26 protein-coding genes, 2 rRNA genes and 1 other annotated feature (1 of these 29 cut by a window edge) are annotated in these 24355 nt (G+C 41.1%); of the genes, 27 read left to right on the forward strand and 1 reads right to left on the reverse strand.

Features of this window, described 5'->3' with window-relative positions; translation table 11 throughout:
* From EL241_RS01150 to gltX, 11 genes are all read left to right on the forward strand, one after another.
* A 23S ribosomal RNA gene (locus tag EL241_RS01150) occupies positions 1-1316 on the forward strand (it extends 1617 nt beyond the left edge of the window).
* A 73-nt stretch (positions 1317-1389) separates the two neighbouring features.
* Positions 1390-1505 (forward strand): 5S ribosomal RNA (gene rrf, locus EL241_RS01155).
* Between the two features lie 126 nt (positions 1506-1631).
* Positions 1632-2090: a CtsR family transcriptional regulator gene (locus EL241_RS01160; protein ID WP_003757202.1), complete on the forward strand. Its 459-nt coding sequence runs from the start codon at positions 1632-1634 to the stop codon at positions 2088-2090.
* A 12-nt stretch (positions 2091-2102) separates the two neighbouring features.
* Complete coding sequence (locus tag EL241_RS01165; RefSeq protein WP_036108400.1) at positions 2103-2621, forward strand: UvrB/UvrC motif-containing protein; 519 nt, start codon at positions 2103-2105, stop codon at positions 2619-2621.
* On the forward strand, positions 2618-3649 hold the full coding sequence (locus EL241_RS01170; protein WP_126320275.1) for a protein arginine kinase: 1032 nt from the start codon (positions 2618-2620) through the stop codon (positions 3647-3649). Before EL241_RS01165 ends, EL241_RS01170 begins: the two co-directional genes overlap by 4 nt.
* A gap of 29 nt (positions 3650-3678) precedes the next feature.
* Positions 3679-6144, forward strand: a complete 2466-nt coding sequence (locus tag EL241_RS01175; protein WP_126320276.1) for an ATP-dependent Clp protease ATP-binding subunit — start codon at positions 3679-3681, stop codon at positions 6142-6144.
* Between the two features lie 97 nt (positions 6145-6241).
* Positions 6242-7651 (forward strand): DNA repair protein RadA, encoded by a 1410-nt coding sequence (gene radA / locus EL241_RS01180; protein ID WP_052009306.1) that lies wholly within the window; start codon positions 6242-6244, stop codon positions 7649-7651.
* 111 nt (positions 7652-7762) lie between these two features.
* Positions 7763-8839: a PIN/TRAM domain-containing protein gene (locus EL241_RS01185; protein WP_003757211.1), complete on the forward strand. Its 1077-nt coding sequence runs from the start codon at positions 7763-7765 to the stop codon at positions 8837-8839.
* Positions 8840-8855: 16 nt separating this feature from the next.
* Positions 8856-9554, forward strand: coding sequence for a 2-C-methyl-D-erythritol 4-phosphate cytidylyltransferase (gene ispD, locus EL241_RS01190; protein WP_036108409.1), 699 nt, complete (start codon positions 8856-8858; stop codon positions 9552-9554).
* Positions 9551-10024 (forward strand): 2-C-methyl-D-erythritol 2,4-cyclodiphosphate synthase, encoded by a 474-nt coding sequence (gene ispF / locus EL241_RS01195; RefSeq protein ID WP_036108397.1) that lies wholly within the window; start codon positions 9551-9553, stop codon positions 10022-10024. The genes ispD and ispF overlap by 4 nt, the downstream gene beginning before the upstream one ends.
* Positions 10025-10040: 16 nt before the next feature.
* Entirely contained in the window at positions 10041-11507 is a 1467-nt protein-coding gene (gene gltX / locus EL241_RS01200) for a glutamate--tRNA ligase (RefSeq protein ID WP_040486814.1), read from the forward strand.
* Between the two features lie 38 nt (positions 11508-11545).
* Here gltX and EL241_RS01205 read toward each other — a convergent pair whose 3' ends face one another.
* Complete coding sequence (locus tag EL241_RS01205) at positions 11546-11926, reverse strand: MerR family transcriptional regulator (protein ID WP_003757219.1); 381 nt, start codon at positions 11924-11926, stop codon at positions 11546-11548.
* Positions 11927-12031: 105 nt separating this feature from the next.
* Between EL241_RS01205 and EL241_RS01210 the strand changes: the two genes are divergently transcribed.
* The 16 genes from EL241_RS01210 to EL241_RS01285 all read left to right on the forward strand — a co-directional run bounded on the left by EL241_RS01210 (position 12032) and on the right by EL241_RS01285 (position 24262).
* Complete coding sequence (locus tag EL241_RS01210) at positions 12032-12877, forward strand: oxidoreductase (RefSeq protein WP_036108395.1); 846 nt, start codon at positions 12032-12034, stop codon at positions 12875-12877.
* A gap of 24 nt (positions 12878-12901) precedes the next feature.
* Entirely contained in the window at positions 12902-13750 is an 849-nt protein-coding gene (locus EL241_RS01215; protein ID WP_036108392.1) for an aldo/keto reductase, read from the forward strand.
* A gap of 338 nt (positions 13751-14088) precedes the next feature.
* Positions 14089-14323: a binding site (T-box leader), on the forward strand.
* A 303-nt stretch (positions 14324-14626) separates the two neighbouring features.
* Positions 14627-15247, forward strand: coding sequence for a serine O-acetyltransferase EpsC (gene epsC / locus EL241_RS01220; RefSeq protein ID WP_040486650.1), 621 nt, complete (start codon positions 14627-14629; stop codon positions 15245-15247).
* Complete coding sequence (gene cysS / locus EL241_RS01225; RefSeq protein ID WP_003757225.1) at positions 15247-16668, forward strand: cysteine--tRNA ligase; 1422 nt, start codon at positions 15247-15249, stop codon at positions 16666-16668. Before epsC ends, cysS begins: the two co-directional genes overlap by 1 nt.
* A complete protein-coding gene (locus EL241_RS01230; protein WP_036108390.1) occupies positions 16665-17066 on the forward strand; it encodes a Mini-ribonuclease 3 in 402 nt (133 codons plus the stop codon). Before cysS ends, EL241_RS01230 begins: the two co-directional genes overlap by 4 nt.
* Before the next feature lie 14 nt (positions 17067-17080).
* The gene (rlmB, locus tag EL241_RS01235; RefSeq protein WP_003757230.1) at positions 17081-17830 is read left to right on the forward strand and encodes a 23S rRNA (guanosine(2251)-2'-O)-methyltransferase RlmB; all 750 of its coding nucleotides are present in this window, start codon (positions 17081-17083) and stop codon (positions 17828-17830) included.
* Positions 17831-17833: 3 nt separating this feature from the next.
* Positions 17834-18346 carry an NYN domain-containing protein gene (locus EL241_RS01240; protein WP_003757232.1) on the forward strand — a complete coding sequence of 171 codons (513 nt, stop codon included), beginning with the start codon at positions 17834-17836 and terminating at the stop codon, positions 18344-18346.
* Between the two features lie 93 nt (positions 18347-18439).
* On the forward strand, positions 18440-19054 hold the full coding sequence (locus EL241_RS01245; protein WP_003757234.1) for an RNA polymerase factor sigma-70: 615 nt from the start codon (positions 18440-18442) through the stop codon (positions 19052-19054).
* Positions 19055-19150: 96 nt separating this feature from the next.
* The gene (gene rpmG / locus EL241_RS01250; protein ID WP_077904810.1) at positions 19151-19300 is read left to right on the forward strand and encodes a 50S ribosomal protein L33; all 150 of its coding nucleotides are present in this window, start codon (positions 19151-19153) and stop codon (positions 19298-19300) included.
* Between the two features lie 20 nt (positions 19301-19320).
* Complete coding sequence (gene secE, locus EL241_RS01255; RefSeq protein ID WP_036108387.1) at positions 19321-19500, forward strand: preprotein translocase subunit SecE; 180 nt, start codon at positions 19321-19323, stop codon at positions 19498-19500.
* A 127-nt stretch (positions 19501-19627) separates the two neighbouring features.
* Positions 19628-20161 carry a transcription termination/antitermination protein NusG gene (nusG, locus tag EL241_RS01260; protein WP_003757240.1) on the forward strand — a complete coding sequence of 178 codons (534 nt, stop codon included), beginning with the start codon at positions 19628-19630 and terminating at the stop codon, positions 20159-20161.
* Between the two features lie 187 nt (positions 20162-20348).
* On the forward strand, positions 20349-20768 hold the full coding sequence (locus tag EL241_RS01265; protein WP_036103406.1) for a DUF2712 domain-containing protein: 420 nt from the start codon (positions 20349-20351) through the stop codon (positions 20766-20768).
* Positions 20769-20829: 61 nt separating this feature from the next.
* The gene (locus tag EL241_RS01270; RefSeq protein WP_036103409.1) at positions 20830-21630 is read left to right on the forward strand and encodes a hypothetical protein; all 801 of its coding nucleotides are present in this window, start codon (positions 20830-20832) and stop codon (positions 21628-21630) included.
* A 670-nt stretch (positions 21631-22300) separates the two neighbouring features.
* Positions 22301-23068: an ABC-2 transporter permease family protein gene (locus EL241_RS01275; protein ID WP_126320277.1), complete on the forward strand. Its 768-nt coding sequence runs from the start codon at positions 22301-22303 to the stop codon at positions 23066-23068.
* 1 nt (position 23069) lies between these two features.
* Complete coding sequence (locus tag EL241_RS01280; RefSeq protein WP_126320278.1) at positions 23070-23720, forward strand: ATP-binding cassette domain-containing protein; 651 nt, start codon at positions 23070-23072, stop codon at positions 23718-23720.
* Complete coding sequence (locus EL241_RS01285) at positions 23717-24262, forward strand: hypothetical protein (protein ID WP_126320279.1); 546 nt, start codon at positions 23717-23719, stop codon at positions 24260-24262. Before EL241_RS01280 ends, EL241_RS01285 begins: the two co-directional genes overlap by 4 nt.
* Positions 24263-24355 lie beyond the last annotated feature (93 nt).

Below are 24355 nucleotides of genomic sequence, written 5' to 3' on the forward strand. Positions count from 1 at the left end.
CAAGAAAAGCCTCTAGTTAGAACTGTACTGCCCGTACCGCAAACCGACACAGGTAGATGAGGAGAGAATCCTAAGGTGAGCGAGAGAACTCTCGTTAAGGAACTCGGCAAAATGACCCCGTAACTTCGGGAGAAGGGGTGCTCTATTAGGGTGAAAGCCCGAGAGAGCCGCAGTGAATAGGCCCAGGCGACTGTTTAGCAAAAACACAGGTCTCTGCAAAACCGTAAGGTGACGTATAGGGGCTGACGCCTGCCCGGTGCTGGAAGGTTAAGAGGAGCGCTTAGCGCAAGCGAAGGTGCGAATTGAAGCCCCAGTAAACGGCGGCCGTAACTATAACGGTCCTAAGGTAGCGAAATTCCTTGTCGGGTAAGTTCCGACCCGCACGAAAGGCGCAACGATCTGGGCACTGTCTCAACGAGAGACTCGGTGAAATTATAGTACCTGTGAAGATGCAGGTTACCCGCGACAGGACGGAAAGACCCCGTGGAGCTTTACTGCAACCTGATATGGAATGTTTGTACCGCTTGTACAGGATAGGTAGGAGCCTAAGAGCTGCGCGCGCCAGCGTGCAAGGAGGCAATGGTGGGATACTACCCTGGCTGTATGACCATTCTAACCCGCCACGCTTAGCGCGTGGGGAGACAGTGTCAGGTGGGCAGTTTGACTGGGGCGGTCGCCTCCTAAAGAGTAACGGAGGCGCCCAAAGGTTCCCTCAGAATGGATGGAAATCATTCGCAGAGTGTAAAGGCACAAGGGAGCTTGACTGCGAGACTGACAAGTCGAGCAGGGACGAAAGTCGGGCTTAGTGATCCGGTGGTTCCGCATGGAAGGGCCATCGCTCAACGGATAAAAGCTACCCCGGGGATAACAGGCTTATCTCCCCCAAGAGTCCACATCGACGGGGAGGTTTGGCACCTCGATGTCGGCTCGTCGCATCCTGGGGCTGTAGTCGGTCCCAAGGGTTGGGCTGTTCGCCCATTAAAGCGGCACGCGAGCTGGGTTCAGAACGTCGTGAGACAGTTCGGTCCCTATCCGTCGCGGGCGCAGGAAATTTGAGAGGAGCTGTCCTTAGTACGAGAGGACCGGGATGGACGCACCGCTGGTGTACCAGTTGTTCCGCCAGGAGCATCGCTGGGTAGCTATGTGCGGCAGGGATAAACGCTGAAAGCATCTAAGCGTGAAGCCCCCCTCAAGATGAGATTTCCCATTTCTTCGGAAAGTAAGATCCCTGAAAGATGATCAGGTAGATAGGTTTGGAGTGGAAGTATGGCAACATATGGAGCGGACAAATACTAATCGATCGAGGACTTAACCAATAAAAATGATTATCGGTAAAAACTTTACAACCTTTCTTCTCTAGTTTTGAGAGAATGTTTTTCTCTTATATTGTCTGGTAGTTATGGCGAGAAGGTCACACCCGTTCCCATCCCGAACACGGTAGTTAAGCTTCTCTGCGCCAATGGTAGTAGGGGGTTTCCCCCTGTGAGAGTAGGTCGCTGCCGGGCACCTTGAAAAGTCTAGATATTTCTAGGCTTTTTATTTTGTTTTAAAGAGCTTTTTATTGTGCGTTTCTTCTAAATTTAGTATAATTAAAGTCAAAGTTAGTCAAAGTTAAGAAAGGAGTCTATTCGTTGAAAAATATATCAGATATTATCGAAGCATATTTGAAACAAGTCTTAGAAAACAACGAAGCAATCGAGATAAAACGTAGTGAAGTTGCTGATAAGTTTGAATGTGTTCCTTCGCAAATAAACTATGTTATTAATACACGCTTTACGATGGAGCGTGGATATATTGTAGAGAGTAAGCGCGGTGGTGGCGGTTATATCCGAATCATAAAAGTGAAAATGAATGATAAATTACAACTTTTGGAAGCTATTATTGCAATGTTGCATGACAAAAAAGTTTCTCAATCTTTTGCGGAAGATGTTATTTTCCGTCTGTTAGAAGAACGTGTTATCAATAAGAAAGAAGCAAGAATCATTTTATCTGCTTTAGATAGAGATGTTCTGATTTTGCCATTACCGGATAGAGATATTTTACGGAGTCGCATTTTAGAATCAATGTTGGTTGCGCTTAAATATGATTAACGAGGTGAGCTAATGCTGTGTGAAGATTGTGGTAAAAATGAAGCAGTTGTGGTTATTAAACAAATAAATAATGAAGGACAAAGCAAAACATTGTATCTTTGCGAATCGTGTGCCGCAAAAAATCAACAGCAATCATCTGAAAAATTTTCTGAAATTGTGGATACTTATACTGATTTCACATTGCAAATGTTGTCTTTATTACAAAATAAACAACATACTCACAGTGAAGAGAAAAGTTGTCCATCCTGCGGGTTAGCTTTTTCCGAATTTGTTGCTAATAATAGACTCGGTTGTGAACAATGTTATGAAGCCTTTCGGGAAAACTTGGTGCCCTATATAAGCCAAGTACAAAATAGTTATCGGCAGCACGTTGGGAAAAGGCCGATTGCAACTACAAAACAAGCTGATACTATAGAGCAGATCGAGGCATTGAAAAGAAAGCTGCAAGAAGCGATCGAATCAGAAGCTTTTGAAGAGGCTGCCTTGTTAAGAGATCAAATTAAAGTGCTCAAGGGAGGGGATGCTGGATGACAAACTTCTTTGAACCCCGTTTAAATACTTGGTTAGAAGCTCGAGGCGAAGAAAGTGATGTAGTCTTAAGTTCTCGTGTGAGAATTGCGAGAAACCTTCCGAATAAAGTGTTTCCAGTTTATTTGCAAAAAGAGCAAACTATTGATTCCGTATTTGGTAGCCTTGATGATAGTTTTCAACTGTTGAAGATGAATGATATGCAAATGCTGGAAAAAGCATTACTTGTAGAGAAGCACTTTATCAGTCCTTACTTGATGAATAAAAGCGAGCATGGTGCGGTTGCTATCAATGAAAAACAGAACCTTAGTATCATGATCAATGAAGAAGACCATATCCGGATTCAGAGCATGGTCTCAGGATTGAATTTAGAAGAGGCTTTAGAAAAAGCACTTCAAATCGAAAATGTGATGGAAGCAAAATTGGATTTTGCGTATGATGAACAGTTTGGTTATCTGACAAGCTGTGTTACAAATGTGGGAACTGGCCTAAGAGCTTCTGCTATGGTACATCTTCCAGGGCTTGTGACAACAAAACAGATGAAAAAAATGATCGAAGCGATTAGGCACCTTGGCTTTGTGGTAAGAGGAATGTATGGAGAAGGCAGTCTGCCATCCAGTAATATTTTTCAGATTTCCAATCAAGTCACTCTAGGAAAAACGGAATTGGAAATTATTGAAGATTTAACGGAGATCGTTATGCAAGTCATTATGCAGGAACGAGTGGCACGAACAATGCTCAAGCAAAAATACCATATCGCGTTAGAAGATCGTATTTTTAGAGCGTATGGATTGCTTGAAAATTGCCGGATGATCACAGAAGCTGAAAGTTCAGATGCGATCTCTGATTTAAGACTAGGCGTAGAATTAGGGTATCTTGAGCATATTACTCGCGAAAAAGTGAACGAACTGGTAATATTCTCGCAACCAGCATTTTTGCGACAAGCAGCTGGACATGATTTGAATGATTTTGAAGAGAAGGTAATTCGTGCAAGAGTCATAAGAGATTTATTAGAAAAAAATGAATCATAATTGAACGTAACATTAAGGAGGAATTCATTATGATGTTTGGAAGATTTACACAACGAGCGCAAAAGGTTCTTGCACTTTCCCAAGAAGAAGCTATCCGGTTAAAACACAGCAATCTTGGTACAGAACATATTTTACTAGGATTAGTAAGAGAAGGCGAAGGAATAGCTGCCAAGGCTTTATATGAGTTAGAAGTAAGTTCTGAAAAAGTACAACAAGAAGTAGAGGCATTGATCGGTGAGGGCGATAAAACCGTGACGACAATCCAATATACACCTCGGGCTAAGAAAGTAATCGAACTTTCTATGGATGAAGCTAGAAAATTAGGTCATACGTATGTTGGTACGGAGCATATCTTATTGGGGCTGATCCGTGAGGGTGAAGGAGTAGCAGCTCGGGTATTAAGTAATTTAGGCGTTAGTCTAAATAAAGCAAGACAACAAGTCTTGCAACTGTTAGGCAGTAGTGATGCTGCAAGTGCAGGCCGTCAAACCAATACACAAGCAACCCCAACATTAGACAGCTTGGCACGAGACCTGACTGTGATCGCAAGAGAAGAAAACTTGGATCCAGTGATCGGGCGTGCAAAGGAAATTCAGCGCGTGATTGAAGTATTGAGCAGAAGAACGAAGAATAATCCAGTATTGATCGGGGAACCTGGTGTTGGTAAAACCGCGATCGCTGAAGGTTTAGCACAACAAATCGTTAAAAATGAAGTTCCGGAAACTCTTCGCGGAAAACGTGTCATGACACTTGATATGGGTACTGTGGTTGCCGGCACAAAATATCGTGGTGAATTCGAAGATCGTTTGAAAAAAGTAATGGATGAAATCAGACAAGCAGGGAACGTGATCCTGTTTATCGATGAACTTCATACATTGATCGGTGCTGGTGGAGCAGAAGGTGCAATCGATGCGTCAAATATCTTGAAGCCGCCACTAGCTCGCGGAGAACTACAATGCATTGGTGCCACTACTTTAGATGAATATCGCAAGTACATTGAAAAAGACGCTGCGTTAGAACGTCGTTTCCAACCCGTGAAAGTAGATGAACCAACTGTGGATGAGTCGATTCAAATCTTGCACGGTCTGCGTGATCGTTATGAAGCACATCACCGTGTTGCCATCACGGATTCCGCATTAGAGGCTGCAGTACGCTTATCCGACCGCTATATTTCGGACCGCTTTTTACCCGATAAAGCAATCGATGTTATTGATGAAGCTGGTTCTAAAGTAAGGTTGAAAGCTTATACAACACCATCTAATGTAAAACAAATGGAAGAAGAACTTGCAGAATTGAAAAAAGAAAAAGACGCAGCTGTCCAAGGCCAAGAATTTGAAAAGGCTGCTTCGCTTCGTGATAAAGAACAAAAACTGAAAAAAGAACTAGAAAAAACAAAATCGACATGGCAGCAAAAGCAAGGAATGGATCATAATGAGGTAACCGAGGATATCGTGGCAGAAGTTGTTGCTAGCTGGACAGGAATTCCTGTGATGAAATTGGCAGAAACTGAGACCGATAAGTTGCTAAATATGGAGAAATTGCTTCACCAACGCGTCATCGGTCAAGAAAGTGCTGTTAAAGCAGTCTCCTTGGCTGTAAGACGTGCGAGAGCAGGACTCAAAGATCCTAAGCGCCCAATTGGTTCCTTTATCTTCTTAGGCCCAACTGGGGTCGGTAAAACAGAGCTAGCTAGAGCATTGGCTGAGTCGATGTTTGGCGATGAAGAAGCTATGATCCGAATCGACATGTCCGAGTATATGGAAAAATTCTCCACTGCTCGTTTGGTCGGTTCGCCACCAGGATATGTAGGTTATGAGGAAGGCGGACAGCTGACAGAGAAAGTACGTCAAAAACCTTATTCGGTCATCCTATTAGATGAAATCGAAAAAGCACATCCAGATGTATTCAACATGTTGCTTCAAGTTTTAGATGATGGCCGTTTGACAGATTCCAAAGGCCGTGTAGTCGATTTCCGAAATACCATTATCATCATGACATCGAATGTCGGTGCGCGTGAAATGCAACAAGATAAATCGGTTGGCTTTTTGGTCACAGATCCACGGAAAGATCATAAAGCAATGGAACAACGCGTCTTGCAAGAATTGAAACAAGTTTTCCGTCCAGAGTTTATCAACCGGATTGACGAAACAATTGTTTTCCATGCTTTACAGGATAAAGAATTGAAAGAAATCGTCACGCTGCTGACAAAACAATTGACTAAACGTCTTGCGGCTCAAGATATCCATGTTACGTTGACAGAAGGCGCAAAAGCAAAAATCGCCAAAGACGGCTACGATCCTGAATATGGAGCACGTCCGCTGAAACGGGCTATCCAACGCAACATCGAGGATAGACTTTCCGAAGAACTGCTTCGCGGAAAAATCGTTGTCGGCGATGCGGTAGAGATCGGCGTAAAAGCTGGCGAACTGGAAGTAAGAACAAATAAGAAAGCACCTGCTACTAAAAAGGCTGCTAAACAGGTAAAAACAAAATAACATTAGGAGGGCCTTTTCCTTGAAAATCAGGAAAAGGCCCTTTAAATACATAATCAGCGTTGAAAAAACGATTTTACAAAAAAACAAATACGAACGCATGATCTGTGTTAAAATAGCATCATGGGAGGCGAATACTTTGGCAAAAAAAACAACAAAATTTGTCTGCAATAATTGCGGCTATGAATCCCCGAAATGGATGGGGAAATGTCCGAGCTGCGGAGAATGGAATCAAATGGTAGAAGCGCTGACGCCAAGCAAAAAAGGCCGCGCAACCTTTTCACATACAGCTGGGGAACCAGCAAAAGCTACTCCTATCAATCAAGTAGCAAGTGAGAAAGAAGAACGGATCATGACGAAAATGCCGGAACTGAACCGAGTATTAGGTGGCGGAGTAGTTGTCGGATCAATGATCTTGGTAGGTGGCGATCCCGGGATAGGTAAATCTACCCTTCTTCTGCAAGTTTCAGCAGAACTAAGTGTATCAGGGAAAAAAGTCCTTTATATATCCGGCGAAGAATCTGTACGGCAAACAAAACTGCGTGCAGAGCGCCTGCAAGTGTCAGGAGACAATCTGTATCTATTTGCAGAGACCAACTTAGAAGCCATCCAAGATACGATCCAGTTTGTCAAACCGGAATTTGTCGTTATCGATTCCATTCAAACCATTTACCATCCCGATGTTACGAGTGCTGCCGGAAGCGTTTCACAAGTTCGAGAGTGTACGGCAGCATTGATGCAGATCGCTAAAACACAAAACATTGCTATCTTTATTGTTGGTCATGTAACGAAGGAAGGCGCGATCGCTGGGCCTCGTTTATTAGAACATATGGTAGATACAGTGCTGTATTTTGAAGGTGAGCGCCACCATGCTTACCGAATTTTACGGGCTGTGAAAAATCGTTTTGGTTCTACAAATGAACTGGGCATATTTGAGATGCGCGATGTCGGTTTAGTAGAAGTGGCGAATCCCTCAGAAGTTTTCCTCGAAGAACGTTTAGAAGGCGCTTCGGGATCGACTGTTGTGGTTTCATTAGAAGGCACAAGGCCAGTATTAGTAGAGATCCAAGCGCTTGTATCACCAACCATGTATGGAAATGCGAAACGTATGGCAACGGGACTTGATCATAATAAAGTTTCTTTGATCATGGCGGTTTTAGAAAAACGGGCAGGACTGATGCTGCAGAACCAAGATGCGTATTTAAAGGCAGCTGGCGGTGTGAAATTGGACGAACCGGCAGTCGATTTGGCAATTGCTATCAGCATTGCATCCAGCTATCGGGATAAACCGACAAATAACACGGATTGTTTTATCGGGGAAGTCGGATTGACTGGAGAAATACGCCGAGTGTCGAGAATCGAGCAACGCGTAAAAGAAGCAGCAAAATTAGGGTTTAAACGTATTTTTATCCCAAGCAACAATGAAGGAAGCTGGAAAGTTCCTGCAGGCATTGAGATCATCGGAGTAGATACGATTACGCAAGCATTAACAAAAGCACTACCGAAATAAAAAATCTTGATTACAATTTGCGGTATAGCATTTTTATGGTGTAGAATGGAAGTGCGTTTACTGTATCGCAAACTGTAATTTATTTTATAGAAAAGAAAGGAGGAAAATAACATGTTGAAATGGGTCATTCGTATATGCCTGATTTTGATTGGAGCTACATTGGGCGTTGTAGAGCTGCCTTATCTTTGGAGCGCGCTCGGCCTCGAGAATCAGATTTTCCTTAATAACCCTTATACAAATGTTTTGATTGGTGCACTTATATTTTATCTTATTACTTTCTGGGCGGTGAAATATATCGAAGCCGCATTTAACTGGTTAGAGAGAAAATTGACAGGAATCTCAGGTTCTACATTGATTTACGGCGGATTAGGCTTGATCGTTGGGTTGATCATCGCCTATTTAGTTGGAAATGCGCTTAGCCAAACACGAATACTAATTATCAATTCTATCGTTCCGATTCTCTTGACCCTTGTTTTAGGATATTTAGGTTTCCGAGTGGGGAACAGCAGAAAAAATGAGTTGGTCAACTTATTCAGTAATCGGATGACAAAGAAAAAAGCAGCAGAAGAACCACAAGAAAAAACTGAAAAATTTGGGCAGAAATATAAAATTTTGGACACAAGTGTTATTATTGATGGACGAATTGCCGACATCCTACAAACAGGATTTTTAGACGGCACGATCGTTATCCCATTATTCGTTTTAGCGGAGCTCCAGCATATCGCTGATTCTTCTGATACATTGAAACGCACGCGGGGAAGAAGAGGGCTCGATATCTTGAATCGAATCCAAAAAGATCCAACGATCGCAGTAGAGATGTATGATGGGGATTTTGAAGAAATTCCGGAAGTAGATAGTAAATTGATCAAACTTGCGAAATTAATGGATGGAATCGTAGTCACGAACGACTATAATCTGAATAAAGTCTGTGAGTTCCAAAATGTTCCGGTACTTAACATCAATGATCTTGCCAATGCTGTGAAACCTGTAGTATTGCCGGGCGAGAAGATGACTGTATTGATCGTTAAAGACGGGAAAGAACACAATCAAGGTGTTGCTTATTTAGATGACGGAACAATGATCGTCGTAGAAGAAGGACGTAAATTTATCAATGAAACCAAACAAGTTGAAGTGACAAGTGTACTGCAGACTTCAGCTGGAAGAATGATTTTTGCAAAGCCAGTTTGATAAACGGAGCCGCGATATGGAGTATGAATTGATTTTATTAGCTGCAGGTCAAGGAAAACGGATGCAGTTGAAAAAGAACAAGATCTGGTTGGAAATTGGCGGGAAGCCGCTTTTTATGCATAGTCTTGCCCTGTTTTTGGCAGATGAACGATGCAAGCAGATCATTCTTGTTTGTCGAGAAGAGGAACAATCAGAATTGCGTTCCGTTTTAAAAAGGGACATGAAAACTTACAGCGACCGAATTACCCTCGTTTCCGGCGGGGCAGAAAGGCAGTGGAGTGTGGGTTGTGGGTTGGATCACTGTTCTGGTGAACGCCCGATCCTTATCCATGATGGTGCCAGACCGTTTCTCGATAAAGTAGTCGTCGAGCGAATTCTGATATGCTTAACACAGAGTGATGCTGTGATCTGCGGTGTCCCTGCTAAAGATACGATCAAACGGGTAAAGCAAGGTGTAGTAGTCGAAACACCTGACCGAAATGAATTGTGGCAAGTCCAGACTCCACAGGGGTTTCAGCCAAACGTTATCAAGTTGGCACATAAGATAGCGAAAAAGGAAAAATACTTAGGTACAGATGACGCAAGTTTAGTCGAATATATTGGTAAACGTGTCGAAATGGTGGAAGGAAGCTATCACAATATCAAGCTGACTACTCCTGATGATATCGTCATCGCAAAGGCTATTCTGAAGGCAAGGAGAGGTGACAGAGCATGATCCGAATCGGACAAGGCTATGATGTTCATCAATTAGCTGAAAATCGCAAGTTGATTATTGGCGGGATTGAGATTCCTCATGAGCTTGGACTTTTAGGGCACAGTGATGCAGATGTATTGCTTCATGCCATCACAGATGCTATTATAGGTGCTGTCTGTAAGCGCGATATTGGGTATTTTTTCCCTGACACGGATGACCAGTATAAAGATGCTGATTCTAGTCAGCTACTTTCGATCATTTGGAAAGAGATCCAGCAGGATGGCTACCAATTAGGAAATTTAGACTGTACGGTCATTGCAGAGAAACCAAAAATGGCTCCCTACATCGAGGCAATGCGTGAACATATTGCGGAGCTTTTAGGAGCAGAATTAGACCAAGTAAATGTTAAAGCTACGACATCGGAAATGATGGGATTTGTTGGTCGAGAAGAAGGGATCGCAAGTCTAGCTGTAGTTTTATTGGAAAAATAAAAGGAGTGTTTGTATGATGGAAGGATCAAAAAAAGTACGGGTGCGTTATGCACCAAGTCCAACTGGCTTTTTGCATATAGGGAATGCACGTACAGCATTATTCAATTATTTATTTGCGAAACATCACGGCGGGGACTTTATCGTCCGGATTGAAGATACAGATGCAAAACGTAATGTTGAAGGCGGAGAAGAAAGCCAAATGAACAATTTGAAATGGCTCGGCGTAGAATGGGACGAAGGTGTCGATGTTCCTGGGAAGTACGGACCATACCGCCAATCCGAGCGTGCAGATATTTACAATCCGCTGATTGAAGAATTGTTGGAAAAAGGTTTAGCGTATAAATGTTACTGTACAGAAGAAGAATTGGATGCAGAACGAGAAGCACAAAAAGCGCGCGGCGAGATGCCTCGTTACAGCGGAAAATGTCGTCATTTGACTAAAGAACAACAAGCTGAAAAAGAAGCACAAGGAATTCGTCCTAGTATCCGCTTCAAAGTTCCTGCTGATGAAACAATTACGTTTAACGATATTGTAAAAGATGAAGTATCCTTTGACTCAAACGGCATTGGCGACTTCGTCATTGTAAAAAAAGACGGAATTCCTACGTACAACTTTGCTGTAGCAGTGGATGACCATATGATGGAGATCTCGCATGTGTTGCGTGGTGATGATCACATTTCCAATACGCCAAAACAATTGATGATCTATAAAGCCTTTGGCTGGGAACCACCTGTATTTGGCCATATGACATTGATCGTCAATGAAAGTAGAAAAAAACTAAGCAAGCGCGATGGTTCCATTATCCAATTTATCGAGCAATATCGTGATCTTGGATATTTACCAGAGGCATTATTCAACTTTATCGCTATGCTTGGCTGGTCGCCTGAAGGGGAAGAAGAGATTTTCTCGAAAGAAGCGTTTATCAAGATCTTTGATGAAAATCGTTTGTCCAAGTCCCCGGCATTATTTGATAAAGCTAAGCTGACATGGGTAAACAATCAATATGTGAAAGCTTTGCCGCTTGAAAAAGTAGTTGAATTATCCTTACCTCATTTGCAAGAAGCAGGTGTTGTTTCTAAGGAGTTGACGGCGGAAGAAGCCGAATGGGTCAACAAATTAGTTTCGCTTTACCATGAGCAAATGAGTTACGGAGCAGAGATCGTTCCATTGTCGGAGATGTTCTTTACTGATGAAGTTACCTTTGATGCGGAAGAACAAGAAGTGTTAGAGGCAGAAACCGTTCCTGTCGTGATTGATGCTTTTGCAAAAGAAGTGGCAGAATTGGAAAATTTTGAAGCAGCTGAGATCAAAGCAGCTATCAAACGTGTTCAAAAAGCAACTTCTGTAAAAGGAAAAGGTTTGTTCATGCCGATTCGAATCGTAACAACAGGGGAAATGCACGGTCCTGAATTACCTCTTGCTATTGAAGTATTAGGCAAAGAAAAGGTATTGAAACGTCTTCATAGCTGGTTGAATAAATAAAATAAAAACGATCTTTCGATTAAAGAAAGATCGTTTTTTTATTTACAGCTGGTATCGCCGTTGGAAACTAAAGTATGCTCGTAATTCGTGATTTTTCGTTCTAGTGTTTTCAATTCTTCGGCGATTTTCTTTTGCTGATCCAATACGAATTCTCGTGTCTCTTTCAATAATTCTAACCGCTCGGCGATTGTTTTGTCGCCGTCTACGACTAATGTCATGTAGTGTTTGATTTGTTTTAGAGGCATTCCTGAATTTCTAAGGCACTTGACAAAATGTATGGAAATAAGATCTTTTTCAGTGAAAACACGATTATTATTTGCATCGCGCTGCACAGCTGGCAAAAGGCCTTTATCATGATAAAAGCGCAGTGCATAAGTACTTAAACCTTCTTTTTCGGCGGCTTCTTTAATCGTATACATAATTTTTCCTCCTTTTAGAAAAAGATACTTGCCTTCTAGTAACTATAAGGTATTATACTCAATCTGTAGTTGAAAAACAAATGAGAAAGGTTGAGGTGATCCACTATGAAAAAAGTTTGGTTTATCACGGGAACATCTTCCGGATTTGGAAAAGAGCTTACGAAGGAATTGCTGGAACAAGGTTATTCTGTCGTGGCTACAGCTCGAAAAATAGAAAAAGCAGAGGAAGCTATCGCCGGAAATGAAAATGGATTGGCTCTTTCACTTGATGTAAATGATGAAAAACAAGTGGACGCAGCTGTTCAAGCAACATTAGAACGCTTCGGACGAATTGATGTTTTGGTTAATAATGCAGGTTACGGCTACTTTGGCGCGGTTGAAGAAAGTGATGTTGCAGATGTACGCCAAATGTTTGAAACTAACTTCTGGGGTGTAAGTAATATAACGAGGGCTTTTTTACCTCAATTTAGAAAACAACGCGAAGGCCATATCCTAAATATTACGTCTATCGGTGGTTTGGACGGCTCACCGGGGTTTGGTTATTATAATGCAACGAAATTTGCGGTAGAAGGTTTTGCGGCTGCGTTGGCAAAAGAACTAGAGCCGCTTGGTATCAAAGTGACAAATGTAGAGCCAGGACCTTTTCGTACTGAATGGGCTGGCGGGTCTTCCGTCGAAACGAAAGTGGAGATCGATGACTATAAAACTACTGCACGCGCTAATATTGAACGGACACACGGTTTTTCTGGAGAACAAACTGGTTCGCCGGAACTTGCTGCCAAGGCAATGATAAAAGCTGTTGAGAGCGAAAATGCCCCTCTACACTTTCTTATGGGACAAAATGCCTTTAAGCGTGCGCATGCAAAGGTAGAAAAGGTGTTGTCAGATTTGGCAGATTGGGAAGAAGTATCTAATCATGTCGATTATGGTGACGAAGATTTTTGGAAATAAAATCGAAAGAGGAGGAAAAGTAAAATGACGAAAAAGACATTTACATTTTCAGATGGATTAGAAGTTAATCGGTTAGGTTATGGAACCATGCAGCTTACAGGCGAAGGCGTTTTTGGACCGTATAAAGATCCGGAAAAAGCAGTCGATGTATTAAAAGCGGTGTTGGAAAGTGAAATCAATTTCATTGATACTGCGGATGCTTACGGACCATTTTATGCTAATTTATATGTAAAAAAAGCATTGAAAGAATATAACGGAGAAGAAAAGAAAGTTATTGCAACAAAAGTAGGGAATACACGCCAAGGTCCAAACATATGGACTCCGCTAGGTAATCCGGCTTATTTACGCCAACAAGTCGAATTGAACCTATTTTCATTAGGCTTAGAAAAAATTGACTTGCTGCAGTTGCATCGGATCGATCCTGACTACACGATCGAAGAACAAGTTGGTGTGTTAGCAGACATGCAAAAAGAAGGCAAAATCAGACATATCGGATTGTCGCAAGTTACGGTCGACCAATTGAAAGAAGCGCAAAAAATCGCACCGATCGCTTCTGTTCAAAATCGCTATAACTTGATTGACCGTGCGGATGAAGAAGTATTAAAATACGCAGAAGAAAACAACATCGCATTCATTCCATGGTTCCCGCTCGCAACAGGGGAATTGACAAACGACAGCCAACAATCACTAGTGACAATCGCTAAAGCACACAACGCAGCACCGGCACAGATCGCATTAGCATGGTTACTACAAAAATCCGACGTTATCCTTCCTATCCCAGGAACATCTTCTATTGACCACTTAAAATCAAACATCGCAGCAGGAGAGATCACACTCTCAGCAGAAGAAATCGAAACATTGGACAACATTTAAAGCATTCGAAGGAAAGTTCATTACGAACTTTCCTTTTTGTTGCACCCGTTCGAGCCAAGCGAGTTACGGGTGCAATATTCATAGGACAAAGTCCTATGAAAACCATATCCCCGTTCGAGCCAAGCGAGTTACGGGTGCAATATTCATAGGACAAAGTCCTATGAAAACCATATCCCCGTTCGAGCCAAGCGAGTTACAGGTGCAATATTCATAAGACAAAGACATATAAAACACGCACCCCCCTAACCCCAAAAAGGATCCCAATCCACAGCCAACAGAAAGAATTTTTAGTTGCATATTGCATTTCAGCTGTTATAATAAAGGTATTATTAATCTCGTTCAAAGTGTAGATAGGAAGAAGTAAAAAGCCCGAAACTTATAGAGAGAACTGCCACAGGCTGGAAGCAGTTCAGTGAAATGCTTTTGAAATGCGTCCTTGAATTCTAAGGGGAAATCAAAGTATCCTTAGACGGAAGCCACCCGTTACAATGCCTTAAAGTTGGAGAAGCTGTCTGAATGTAAAACGAAGAGACGCAACTCAAACAGAGTGGAACCGCGCTAGACGTCTCTGTATAGAGGGCGTCTTTTTTGTTGCACCCGTTCGAGCAAAGCGAGTTACGGGTGCAATATTCATAGGACAAAGTCCTATGAAAACCATACTTCCCGATTCGAGCAAAGCGAGTTACGGGTGCAATATTCATAGGACAAAGTCATATCCCCGATTCGAGCAAAGCGAGCTACGGATGCACTATCCATAAGATGAAGTCTAATAAAATCCATACTTCCCGTCCAAACAAAGCGATTCACCAGCACATATCCATAAAAAATCACACAAACCAACCCAGCCCCCCAGCAAAACCAAAGGAGGAACGCACAGTGCCTAACCGTTTAAAAGAAGATACAGAAGCAATCAATAAGAATGACCCAGCCACCCGAGGTTTTTGGGATGCTGTCATCACGAATCCAGGTCTACATGCGTTATGGTGGCATCGGGTAGCGCACTTTTTTTATACGCATCGAATGCCGTTATTCGCGAAGGTCATTTCTCAATTTGCAAGATTTTTTACAAATGTGGAGATTCACCCTGGCGCGGAGATCGGGCGACGTTTTTTTATTGATCATGGTGCAGGGGTAGTTATTGGCGAAACAGCTATAATCGGCGATGATGTTGTGATTTTTCATGGGGTTACGCTAGGCGGAACAGGGAAAGATATTGGGAAAAGACATCCAACGGTCGGTGATCGAGTATTTATTTCCGCAGGAGCCAAAGTGCTCGGGCCTGTCGTGCTTGGAGCAGATTCTAAAATCGGTGCAGGTGCGGTGGTCTTGAAGGATGTTCCGCCAGATGCAACGGTAGTAGGGGTGCCGGCGAAAGTCGTGCGGTTGAACGGTAGACGAGTAGCGCATGCGGAACCGGATATTGACAGTTTATTAGTACGGGTAAATGAATTAGAGAGAAAAATCGAGCGACTATTAGAAGAGAAGGAGCGTAAATAATGGCCTTACAATTATTTAATACACTCACAAGAGAAAAGGAAGTTTTTAAACCATTAGTAAACGGGAAAGTCAGTATGTATGTATGTGGCCCTACTGTTTATAACTATATTCATATTGGTAATGCTAGACCAATTATCTTTTTTGATACAGTCAGAAGGTATTTGACTTATCGGGGATATGATGTTAATTATGTATCTAATTTTACAGATGTGGATGATAAACTGATCCGTGCGGCGGAGGAACTGGACTTGACGGTTCCGGAAGTGGCGGATAAATTTATCCATGCGTTCTTTGAAGATGTCGATCAATTAAATGTTGCGCGTGCGACGACCAATCCACGTGTGACGGAAAATATGCAGGAAATCATTGACTTTATCCAAGCGTTAGTTGATAAGGGATATGCTTATGAATCGGCGGGCGATGTCTATTTTGCAACGAAAAAATTTGATGCTTATGGTAAGCTTTCTCATCAGCCGTTGCAGGACCTGCAGCATGGTATCCGTGTAGAAACGACCGATAAAAAACGTGATGAACTTGACTTTACATTGTGGAAAGCTGCTAAACCAGGAGAGATAAACTGGGAAAGTCCATGGGGGAAAGGCAGACCGGGTTGGCACATTGAATGCTCGGCGATGGCCCAGAAGTTTTTAGGGGATACGATCGATATCCATGCTGGTGGTCATGACTTGATCTTTCCGCATCACGAGGATGAAATCGCGCAGTCAGAAGCACGGACTGGAAAACAATTTGCTAATTATTGGATGCACAATGCATTTCTTAACATTGATGGAGAAAAAATGTCCAAATCATTGGGGAATTTTATTACTTTACATGATGTTTTAGCAGAGCACGCCCCCGATGTTGTACGATTCTTTATGTTATCTGTCCATTACCGGAATCCGATCTCATTAAGTGAAGACACATTGGAAGATGCGAAAAATAGTTTGGAACGCTTGCGGACTGCTTATCAGAACATCGATTACCGGATACAACATGCTGAAGAAGATGTGGCTGATGAAGAAACAACGGAGGACTGGCTGGAACAGCTTACAGAATTGAAGCAAAGTTTCGAAGATGAAATGGATGACGATTTTAATACAGCAAACGCCATTACCGTTTTTCATGAACTAGCAAAGCGGGCAAATATTTATTTGGCAGAAGAAGATGTATCTATTACTGTTTTACGCGAATTCCTAAGTATGTTGCAGTTGTTTGCCAATGTTTTAGGGCTTAAACTGGAGACAGAGCAGGCATTTGAATTAGCAGATGAGGAAATCGAAGCACTGATCGAAGAACGGCTCAAAGCACGGAATGAAAGAAACTTTGAGCGTGCTGATGAGATTCGCGAACTGTTGCGTTCTAAACATATCATTTTGGAAGATACTGCTCATGGCACACGTTTCAAGCGAGGCGAAGAATGAGTAAGGTGAAAGATTTTAAACAGCTGAACGGCTTGGCGCTTGCTTATATGGGAGACGCTATTTATGAAGTATATATCCGGGAATATCTGCTTGCTTCGGGGAAAACAAAACCAAATGGACTGCATAAAGCAGCTACGCGTTTTGTTTCAGCGAAAGGGCAAGCATTTTCCCTACAAGAAATGATGGAAACGGGATTTTTGACGGAAGAAGAAATGAGCTATGCGAAGCGTGGCAGAAATGCTAAATCGTATAGTATACCGAAAAATGTCGATCCGAAAATCTATAACTTATCGACGGCTTTTGAAGCAGTCATAGGCTATCTGCATTTAGCGGATGAGGAAACGCGTTTAACAGAAGTAATGGAAAAAGCGCGGGAAATAGTTGAAAATAAAAAATGAGAAGAGGCAAGTAAATGGAAAATGAACAAGAATGGATCGGCGGTAGAAACCCGGTATTAGAAGCGCTGCGGTCGGAACGCGATATCCAAAAAATCTATATTGCGGAAGCTTCTCAAAAAGGTGTGATGAAGCAAGTTATCGCACTTGCTAAAGAACGAAAACTCCAAATCCAATTTGTACCGAAACAGAAAATCGATAAGGTCGTAGAAGGCGCTCACCAAGGTGTCGCTGCGCAAATATCGGCTTATCAATATGCGGAGCTAGATGAACTCTTTGAGCGGGCGAGTACCCGGAATGAGCAACCGTTCTTCATTTTGTTAGATGAATTAGAAGATCCGCATAATTTAGGATCGATCATGCGGACGGCAGATGCAGTTGGTGCCCATGGGATCATTATCCCGAACAGACGCTCAGTTGGCTTGACGCAGACCGTTGCCAAGGCTTCTACTGGTGCAATCGAGCATATTCCTGTAGTACGAGTAACGAATTTAAACAAAACGATCGATGTGCTAAAAGATCGCGGGTTATGGATCTTCGGAACGGATGCGAAAGGAAGCAGCGATTATCGGACAATGGACGTAGATATGCCACTTGGAATCGTAATCGGCAGCGAAGGAGCCGGAATGAGCAGATTGGTTCGCGAAAAATGTGATTTTCTCGTACATCTTCCTATGAAAGGAAAAGTGACTTCCTTAAATGCTTCGGTAGCAGCAAGTATTTTATTATATGAAGTTTATCGCAAGCGCTATCCATTGGAGGGATGATCCGTGGAACATATTTTATTAGTAGATGGCTATAATGTGATTGGAGCTTGGCCAGAACTAAGTATGCTCAAAGCGCAGAATTTGGAAGCAGCCAGAGAGCGTTTGCTAGAGGCGATGGCGGAGTATAAGAGCTATACGGGTTATCGCGTGGTTGTGGTGTTTGATGCGCAATATGTCAGCGGAGCAAAACGTAAGACCAATAAACATCAAGTAGAAATCGTGTTTACTAAAAAAGACGAAACGGCAGATGAATATATCGAACGCAAAGCAATCGAATGGAAGAATGCCAAGACCCAGATCATCGTTGCAACTTCTGATTACACAGAACAGTGGGCGATTTTCGGTCAGGGAGCGTTGCGGATCTCATCTCGCGAACTGCTTTTTGAAATTCAGGAAATGGGTAAGAAAATAGGTCAGAAAATAAAGAAAATCAAACAAAGTGATCCGAAAACGGATCTAAATATCGATTTTGAAGTGATGGAACAGCTGGAAAAGTGGAGAAGAGGCGAAAAATAAAGATGGACGCCTTTCCATGCAAGTCGCTATAATGGATGCACACGATCAATACTTATTGGAACGCCGAGAAGTATTAAAAGGAGTCAGATAAAAGTGAGTAGTCAAAATAGCAGTGATGCCGAAGATAGAAGCAGAATCGACCTTGCTAAAAATGGAGATACGGAAGCTCTGGATTATTTCTTTCAAAAATATCAGCCAATCATGTATTGGAAAGCAACCCAATATTTTTTACAAGGTGCAGAGCGTGATGATCTATTGCAGGAAGCGATGATTGGTCTTTTTAAGGCGATTCGGGACTTTTCCCCGGACAAAGAAGCCAGCTTTCGGACATTTGCTGAGATCTGTATCAACAGACAGCTGCTGTCAGCGGTCAAACGTTCGGCGCGCCAAAAAAATCAGCCGCTGAACCAATCCCTTTCTTTGGATACTCCGATGACAGAAGAACATGGCTTAGATTGGACGTTGCTGGATGTGATCTCAGAACAGGCGGCACAGACGCCAGAAGATTATTTGCTGAAAAGTGAAGACCGGATCGATATTGCCGAGCGGCTTGAGAAAGTAACCAGCCCTTTTGAAAAAGAAGTCTTGCGCTGCTATTTGGAAGGCAAGAGCTACCAAGAAATGGCAGACCATTTCGGTAAAAATATCAAAGCGATCGACAACGCGCTGCAGCGGATCAAGAAAAAAATGGGTGCGCAGTTTGATTGAAAAAGAGTTTGACGATATCTGAGACAAGTGGTAGACTAATAGTGATGCGATATACTTAAAATGAGTATATAAATGATTGCGGGGTTAGATGATTCAATGAAAAGAAAAGCTTCCCTTGCCTGTGCAGAGTGTGGTTCGCGTAATTATACCATTACTGCCAGCGGGACAAATAAACAAGTTCGACTAGAAGTAAAGAAATTCTGCCGCCACTGCAATAAGCATACATTACATCGCGAAACAAAATAGTTAAAATGGAGGTAATTCATATGTCTGCACTTTCAAATTTTTTCCATAACGTCATTTCTGAAATGCGAAAAGTTTCATGGCCAACTAGAAAAGAATTAGTGACATATACAGTAACAGTTATCATTACAGTTATTTTGTTTGCTGTGTTCTTTATGGTTATTGACTTTGGTATCGAACAATTAATCAAATTGGTAATCTAGTATTGTACTTCGGGAAGTAATAGTGTTATAATACTCCTTGAGTTAGACCCGTATTTTTTGTCGGGTTTTTTATTTTGGAGAGAAAAATGAAGGAGGATGGCTCGCAAACGGTGCAGCCAAAAAAGTAATGGAAAAAAACTGGTATGTAGTCCACACCTATTCAGGTTATGAAAATAAAGTAAAAGCAAATTTAGAAAAACGGGTCGAATCAATGGGAATGACGGATCAAATTTTCCGCGTTATCGTTCCGGAAGAAGAAGAAACAGAAGTGAAGAACGGCAAAACAAAAACACTGAAACGCAAAGTGTTCCCTGGTTATGTATTAGTTGAGATCGTAATGACAGACGATTCCTGGTATGTAGTACGTAATACACCAGGTGTAACAGGATTTGTCGGTTCAGCCGGCGCAGGAAGCAAGCCGACAGCCCTTCTTCCAGAAGAAGCAGAGCGCATTCTGAAGAGCATGGGAATGAACGACCGCACAGTCGAAGCAGACTTTGAAGTCGGCGAAACGGTAATGGTAAAAGAAGGTCCATTTGCGGAATTCTCCGGTAAAGTCGATGAGATGGATAATGATAAAGGAAAAGCGAAAGTGATGGTCAACATGTTTGGCCGAGAAACACCAGTCGAAGTCGATTTTAATCAAATCGAGAAAATCTAATGGTATAGGGAAAGCAGCTTGCTTAGGCAGGCTGCTTTTTTGTTGGGGATGTATAAGAATTGGGATAGTAATGTGTCAGAATTGTGAATTTTTAGAAAATATAGACTGTTTTGTCTTGAAAGGGCTTTCTTGGGAAGGGGGTGGCGTGCTATAATTTCGGTGAAAATACTAACGAGGAGGAGACAGAATGATTAAGAAATTAATGTTCATTTTTGCGATAGGATTAATAGTGACAGGGGTTAACTACATGCCGGCTCAGGCGAAAGGGAATACGGGGGATACAACTTTTAAACTTATTGTTAAGCCGACAAAAAGTGCTGATTATGACCGGACAACTTTCAGACCAAAATATAATCGCTCATCTGTGTATATGAAAATAAATTACGTACAACACCAAGGAAGAAAGTTAACTGGCTGGGTGGTTGGTGCAGATTCATATAAGGACTGTTCCGGGGGATATTATTACCGCTTGGATCGTGTTAGAACGATAAAGTTGGCTAACTATGTATTAGAAAACGGAAGAGATTATGCTGCGATCAAAGCGGGAGCAGACAAAGGAAAGCCAAATAGAGTACAAGGAGTATGGAGTCCGGATTCTAAAAAATAGAGATTATTGGTACAGGAGTAAACTCTTGTACCAATAATTTCTCGTTACTAAGGAGGATAAAATGCAATTTTATTTTATTAATAGAATTTTACATAAAAGTACTTTTTATATTGCGCTTTTAATGGGCACAGCTTTGTCTGTCTATTATTTGTTGGCAGATATTTATCCAAATGCTAAATATGGGGGCACACCATACACTAGATGGATCGAGAGTTTTACTGGATCTGAACTGCCTAACTTATTATTCATGTTAATGCCTATTATTGCAGCTGTAGCTGTGGCTGATATATACATTTCAGATAAAAAAAGTGGTTTTTTTGAACATATTTACGCAAAGGGGCAAGTGAAACGATATTTTTTAAATCTTTATAGTTATAACTTCATTGGAGCAGGACTTTGCTTCATTGTGCCACTATTGTTAAATATCTATGGGTGCTTCATGATGCTACCTAGTCATAAGCCAGATATGATAATGGATGGAAATGATACGATTTCACTGCTTCATTCGATGACATTATTTCCAGAGTTATATTATATGTACCCGTTTTTGCATATGCTCTTATATCTTTTCATCGGCTTTATTGCAACTGGACTATATGCGACACTTGCGTTAGCATTCAGCATGTTTATCAGATACCGCTTTATGGTGTATATATCTGCCTATATCATCAACTACCTGTATGTGAGTTTTCTCCCGGTGTCTCTCTTGCTAACCGGTTCTTATACGCCAACTGATTTTTCCCGCGTGACAGGAGCAAGTGATGGAGTTAGTTGGCAAATAGGGTTTTCTGTACTAACTATGGGGATAGTTCTAGGCACGTTAATCTATTTTATTGGAGTTAAAAAAAATGTGGTTAAATAGTGTGTTTATTATCTTCTTTCAAGATATTAAAGCGAAACGAGTTTTGTTTAGTGCTATAGGAGTAGCTTGCTTCTTTTTGACATATAAAACGGTTTTTGAGGAGTCCATTGTCGTAGTTGCATATGGATCTCAAGCGTATACGAATTGTATATTACCTGCGTTTTCGCTTCTATTTACCATACTGTTAAAAGTTAGCTTTGGCAGTATGCGTATTTTCTTTTATAAAAGTAGAAAAAGCTTTTTTAGGCATTTGATGATACGAAGTTTTCTATTAGTTTGTCTATTTACTGTATTCTATGTTGCTACAATAATCATTTTTTGTATATATGCACAACAACGAATCGAGTGGGGACATTTAATATGGGGAAGTGTAACGATGTTAAGCTGTCTTTGGATGCTATCGACATTTGCTACATTGTTATTTGTTAAATGGGAAAAAATCATTCTAACAATGATTTCATTTTTGGTAGTTCTGTTAATAGACATGACGATGGACGTTTATTATATGAAATCTATTATTATGAATAGAATATTTTTGTTTGCTGAATTGAAATTCAGTCTTTCTGAATTGCTTTTGCAAGTTGCTCCTATGTGGGGTGTTAGTATTTTATTATTTATTATCGGGGAATGGGTAATGATACGAAAAAATTTCTATGTATAGGATGAGGTTATGAAAAAACTTTTATTATTGACTAGACGTGATCTTGCTTGGGTGTTATCAAAAGCTAGGAATCGGTTTCTAATTTGGATAAGTATATTGGTATTGTTATTAATAAAGTTCTCTTGTTCTTTCTTTCAAGATGAGAAGGGAATAGAAATGATTCTAGAGAAGTTGATCGGTGGAGAAATTATTGAGGTTTTAAAAGAAAGTAAGTTTGCATTTCCGTTGCAATGGTTTGTTTACATGATAGCACCAAGTATTATCTTGTTTGATTTTATCCGTTGTGACTTAGCAGAACAAGGTCACTACATTTTCACAAAAATTTCGAGACGGACACTTTATTGGTTAAGTAAATGTTTACTGATAGTCGGAGTGACTTTTATTATCGTGTCTTTCCACTTTGCAGCGATTTTTATGGTTTTTGGTTTTCTAAAAGGAGTAATGGTAATTAATTGGTTGGTTTTTTTTAAAATGTTTCTATTTATATGGATAGGATTAATTCTCACGAGTATCTTGTTTGCGACGCTCTCCTTATTTTTCAAAGAAATTGTTTCTTTCGTTGGGACGCTCTTTTTTTTAGGAATTGGGTTGTTAAATCCGAATTTCTGGATGCCTGCCAATCATTTAATGTGGAGAAGGCAAACAGCTGATACGATTTTTTCACAGGATCTGACAGTTAGTTTCTTATATTCTTTTGTGATGATGGGGATATTACTGGTGATAGGAATAATAAGGATTAAGAAAATGAATATATTAGGAAATGAAAAGGAGAATTGATATGGCATCAGGAGTTAAGCTGGAGAACGTAAGCAAGACGATAAAGGGCAGAACGGTGTTGCAAGATATTACTATACATTTTGAGAAGAAACAAATTACAAGTGTTCGAGGAAGGAATGGTTCTGGAAAAACGATGTTATTTCGAGCGATTGCGGGATTGATCAAAACAAGTGGAAGTATTGAAATAAATGGGAAAAAACAATTAGCAGACGGCAGTTTTGCTTCGGATATGGGGATCTTATTAGAGAACCCGGGATTTTTAGATGAGTTCACGGGATATAAAAACTTAGAATTACTGGCTATGTTTGATAAACCCAAAAAAATAATTGGCACTGAAATAAAGCGGGTTCTAGAGTTAGTTGGGTTGGATCACAATGATAAACGAAAATACAGCAAATATTCGCTTGGAATGAAACAGCGCTTGGGGATAGCTCAAGCAATTGCATTTCAACCCAGTATTATTTTACTAGACGAACCAACGAATGCAATTGATGAAAAGGGAATAGAAGAAATGATAAATCTGCTGCTCCGTATTAGAGATGAGGGGAGTACGATATTGGTGGCTAGCCATGATGCAACATTTTTAAATCGCATTTCAGATAAAACCTTTGTGATGGAGAGCGGCAGACTGAGAGAGGAGCAGGGATCGTGAACAAAAAGAAAATATGGCATAGAATTGCGATTGCTGCTTGTTTAATAATAGTTATCCTCAGCGTTTGGAGATATAAGAGCCTTAACGCAAAAAAATATGAAACTAGCGTAGAGGAAGTTAAATATGGAAAAGCAGAAGTAATAAATCAACTAAGTTACAAGATTGGAAAACCAATAAGGAAAAAGAGTAAAGATCCAGATAATGATTATTCCATCTACCGCTATACAATTCCATTTGTGGCAACGAATAAGAAGGAAAACAGTATTGTTTCACAAAAATTAAAAATAGATGACCTTGCTATTATTAGTGGTGGTCGCTTATGGCAGGCTGATTATTATGAGATGAAAGAATTGAAGTCAAATAAAAACCTAAAGTGGGTATTGAAACCGGGTGAAACAACAAGTGGGGAAGCAAGAATCAATGTCTATATGGACAAGGACGGCCCTGGAAGTTTTTATACAGAAGAAAAACTTCAAGATTATCAGCTTTACTTTGCAGAGAAAGATAGCAAAGGCGGATACAAATACAAATTCATCGACTAGCCCTTGCCTTCCTATCAAATCCGTGTTACTATAGAAGAGTACGCTTTCTATGCGTATTTTTCAACGTGGGAGGGGAAATATCAGCCCCATACA

The sequence above is a fragment of the Listeria grayi genome (assembly GCF_900638015.1).
Taxonomy (GTDB): domain Bacteria; phylum Bacillota; class Bacilli; order Lactobacillales; family Listeriaceae; genus Listeria; species Listeria grayi.

Excerpts from the sequence above, each read along its gene's own strand:
- secE (WP_036108387.1), top strand. The coding sequence starts at position 19,321 with ATGTCTGCACTTTCAAATTTTTTCCATAACGTCATTTCTGAAATGCGA.
- EL241_RS01215 (WP_036108392.1), top strand. The coding sequence starts at position 12,902 with ATGACGAAAAAGACATTTACATTTTCAGATGGATTAGAAGTTAATCGG.
- gltX (WP_040486814.1), top strand. The coding sequence starts at position 10,041 with ATGGAAGGATCAAAAAAAGTACGGGTGCGTTATGCACCAAGTCCAACT.
- EL241_RS01275 (WP_126320277.1), top strand. The coding sequence starts at position 22,301 with ATGAAAAAACTTTTATTATTGACTAGACGTGATCTTGCTTGGGTGTTA.
- ispD (WP_036108409.1), top strand. The coding sequence starts at position 8,856 with ATGGAGTATGAATTGATTTTATTAGCTGCAGGTCAAGGAAAACGGATG.
- EL241_RS01210 (WP_036108395.1), top strand. The coding sequence starts at position 12,032 with ATGAAAAAAGTTTGGTTTATCACGGGAACATCTTCCGGATTTGGAAAA.
- EL241_RS01265 (WP_036103406.1), top strand. The coding sequence starts at position 20,349 with ATGATTAAGAAATTAATGTTCATTTTTGCGATAGGATTAATAGTGACA.
- rlmB (WP_003757230.1), top strand. The coding sequence starts at position 17,081 with ATGGAAAATGAACAAGAATGGATCGGCGGTAGAAACCCGGTATTAGAA.
- EL241_RS01205 (WP_003757219.1), bottom strand. The coding sequence starts at position 11,926 with ATGTATACGATTAAAGAAGCCGCCGAAAAAGAAGGTTTAAGTACTTAT.
- cysS (WP_003757225.1), top strand. The coding sequence starts at position 15,247 with ATGGCCTTACAATTATTTAATACACTCACAAGAGAAAAGGAAGTTTTT.
- EL241_RS01165 (WP_036108400.1), top strand. The coding sequence starts at position 2,103 with ATGCTGTGTGAAGATTGTGGTAAAAATGAAGCAGTTGTGGTTATTAAA.
- ispF (WP_036108397.1), top strand. The coding sequence starts at position 9,551 with ATGATCCGAATCGGACAAGGCTATGATGTTCATCAATTAGCTGAAAAT.
- EL241_RS01175 (WP_126320276.1), top strand. The coding sequence starts at position 3,679 with ATGATGTTTGGAAGATTTACACAACGAGCGCAAAAGGTTCTTGCACTT.
- rpmG (WP_077904810.1), top strand. The coding sequence starts at position 19,151 with ATGAAAAGAAAAGCTTCCCTTGCCTGTGCAGAGTGTGGTTCGCGTAAT.
- EL241_RS01170 (WP_126320275.1), top strand. The coding sequence starts at position 2,618 with ATGACAAACTTCTTTGAACCCCGTTTAAATACTTGGTTAGAAGCTCGA.
- EL241_RS01280 (WP_126320278.1), top strand. The coding sequence starts at position 23,070 with ATGGCATCAGGAGTTAAGCTGGAGAACGTAAGCAAGACGATAAAGGGC.
- EL241_RS01185 (WP_003757211.1), top strand. The coding sequence starts at position 7,763 with ATGTTGAAATGGGTCATTCGTATATGCCTGATTTTGATTGGAGCTACA.
- EL241_RS01270 (WP_036103409.1), top strand. The coding sequence starts at position 20,830 with ATGCAATTTTATTTTATTAATAGAATTTTACATAAAAGTACTTTTTAT.
- radA (WP_052009306.1), top strand. The coding sequence starts at position 6,242 with ATGATCTGTGTTAAAATAGCATCATGGGAGGCGAATACTTTGGCAAAA.
- EL241_RS01230 (WP_036108390.1), top strand. The coding sequence starts at position 16,665 with ATGAGTAAGGTGAAAGATTTTAAACAGCTGAACGGCTTGGCGCTTGCT.
- nusG (WP_003757240.1), top strand. The coding sequence starts at position 19,628 with ATGGAAAAAAACTGGTATGTAGTCCACACCTATTCAGGTTATGAAAAT.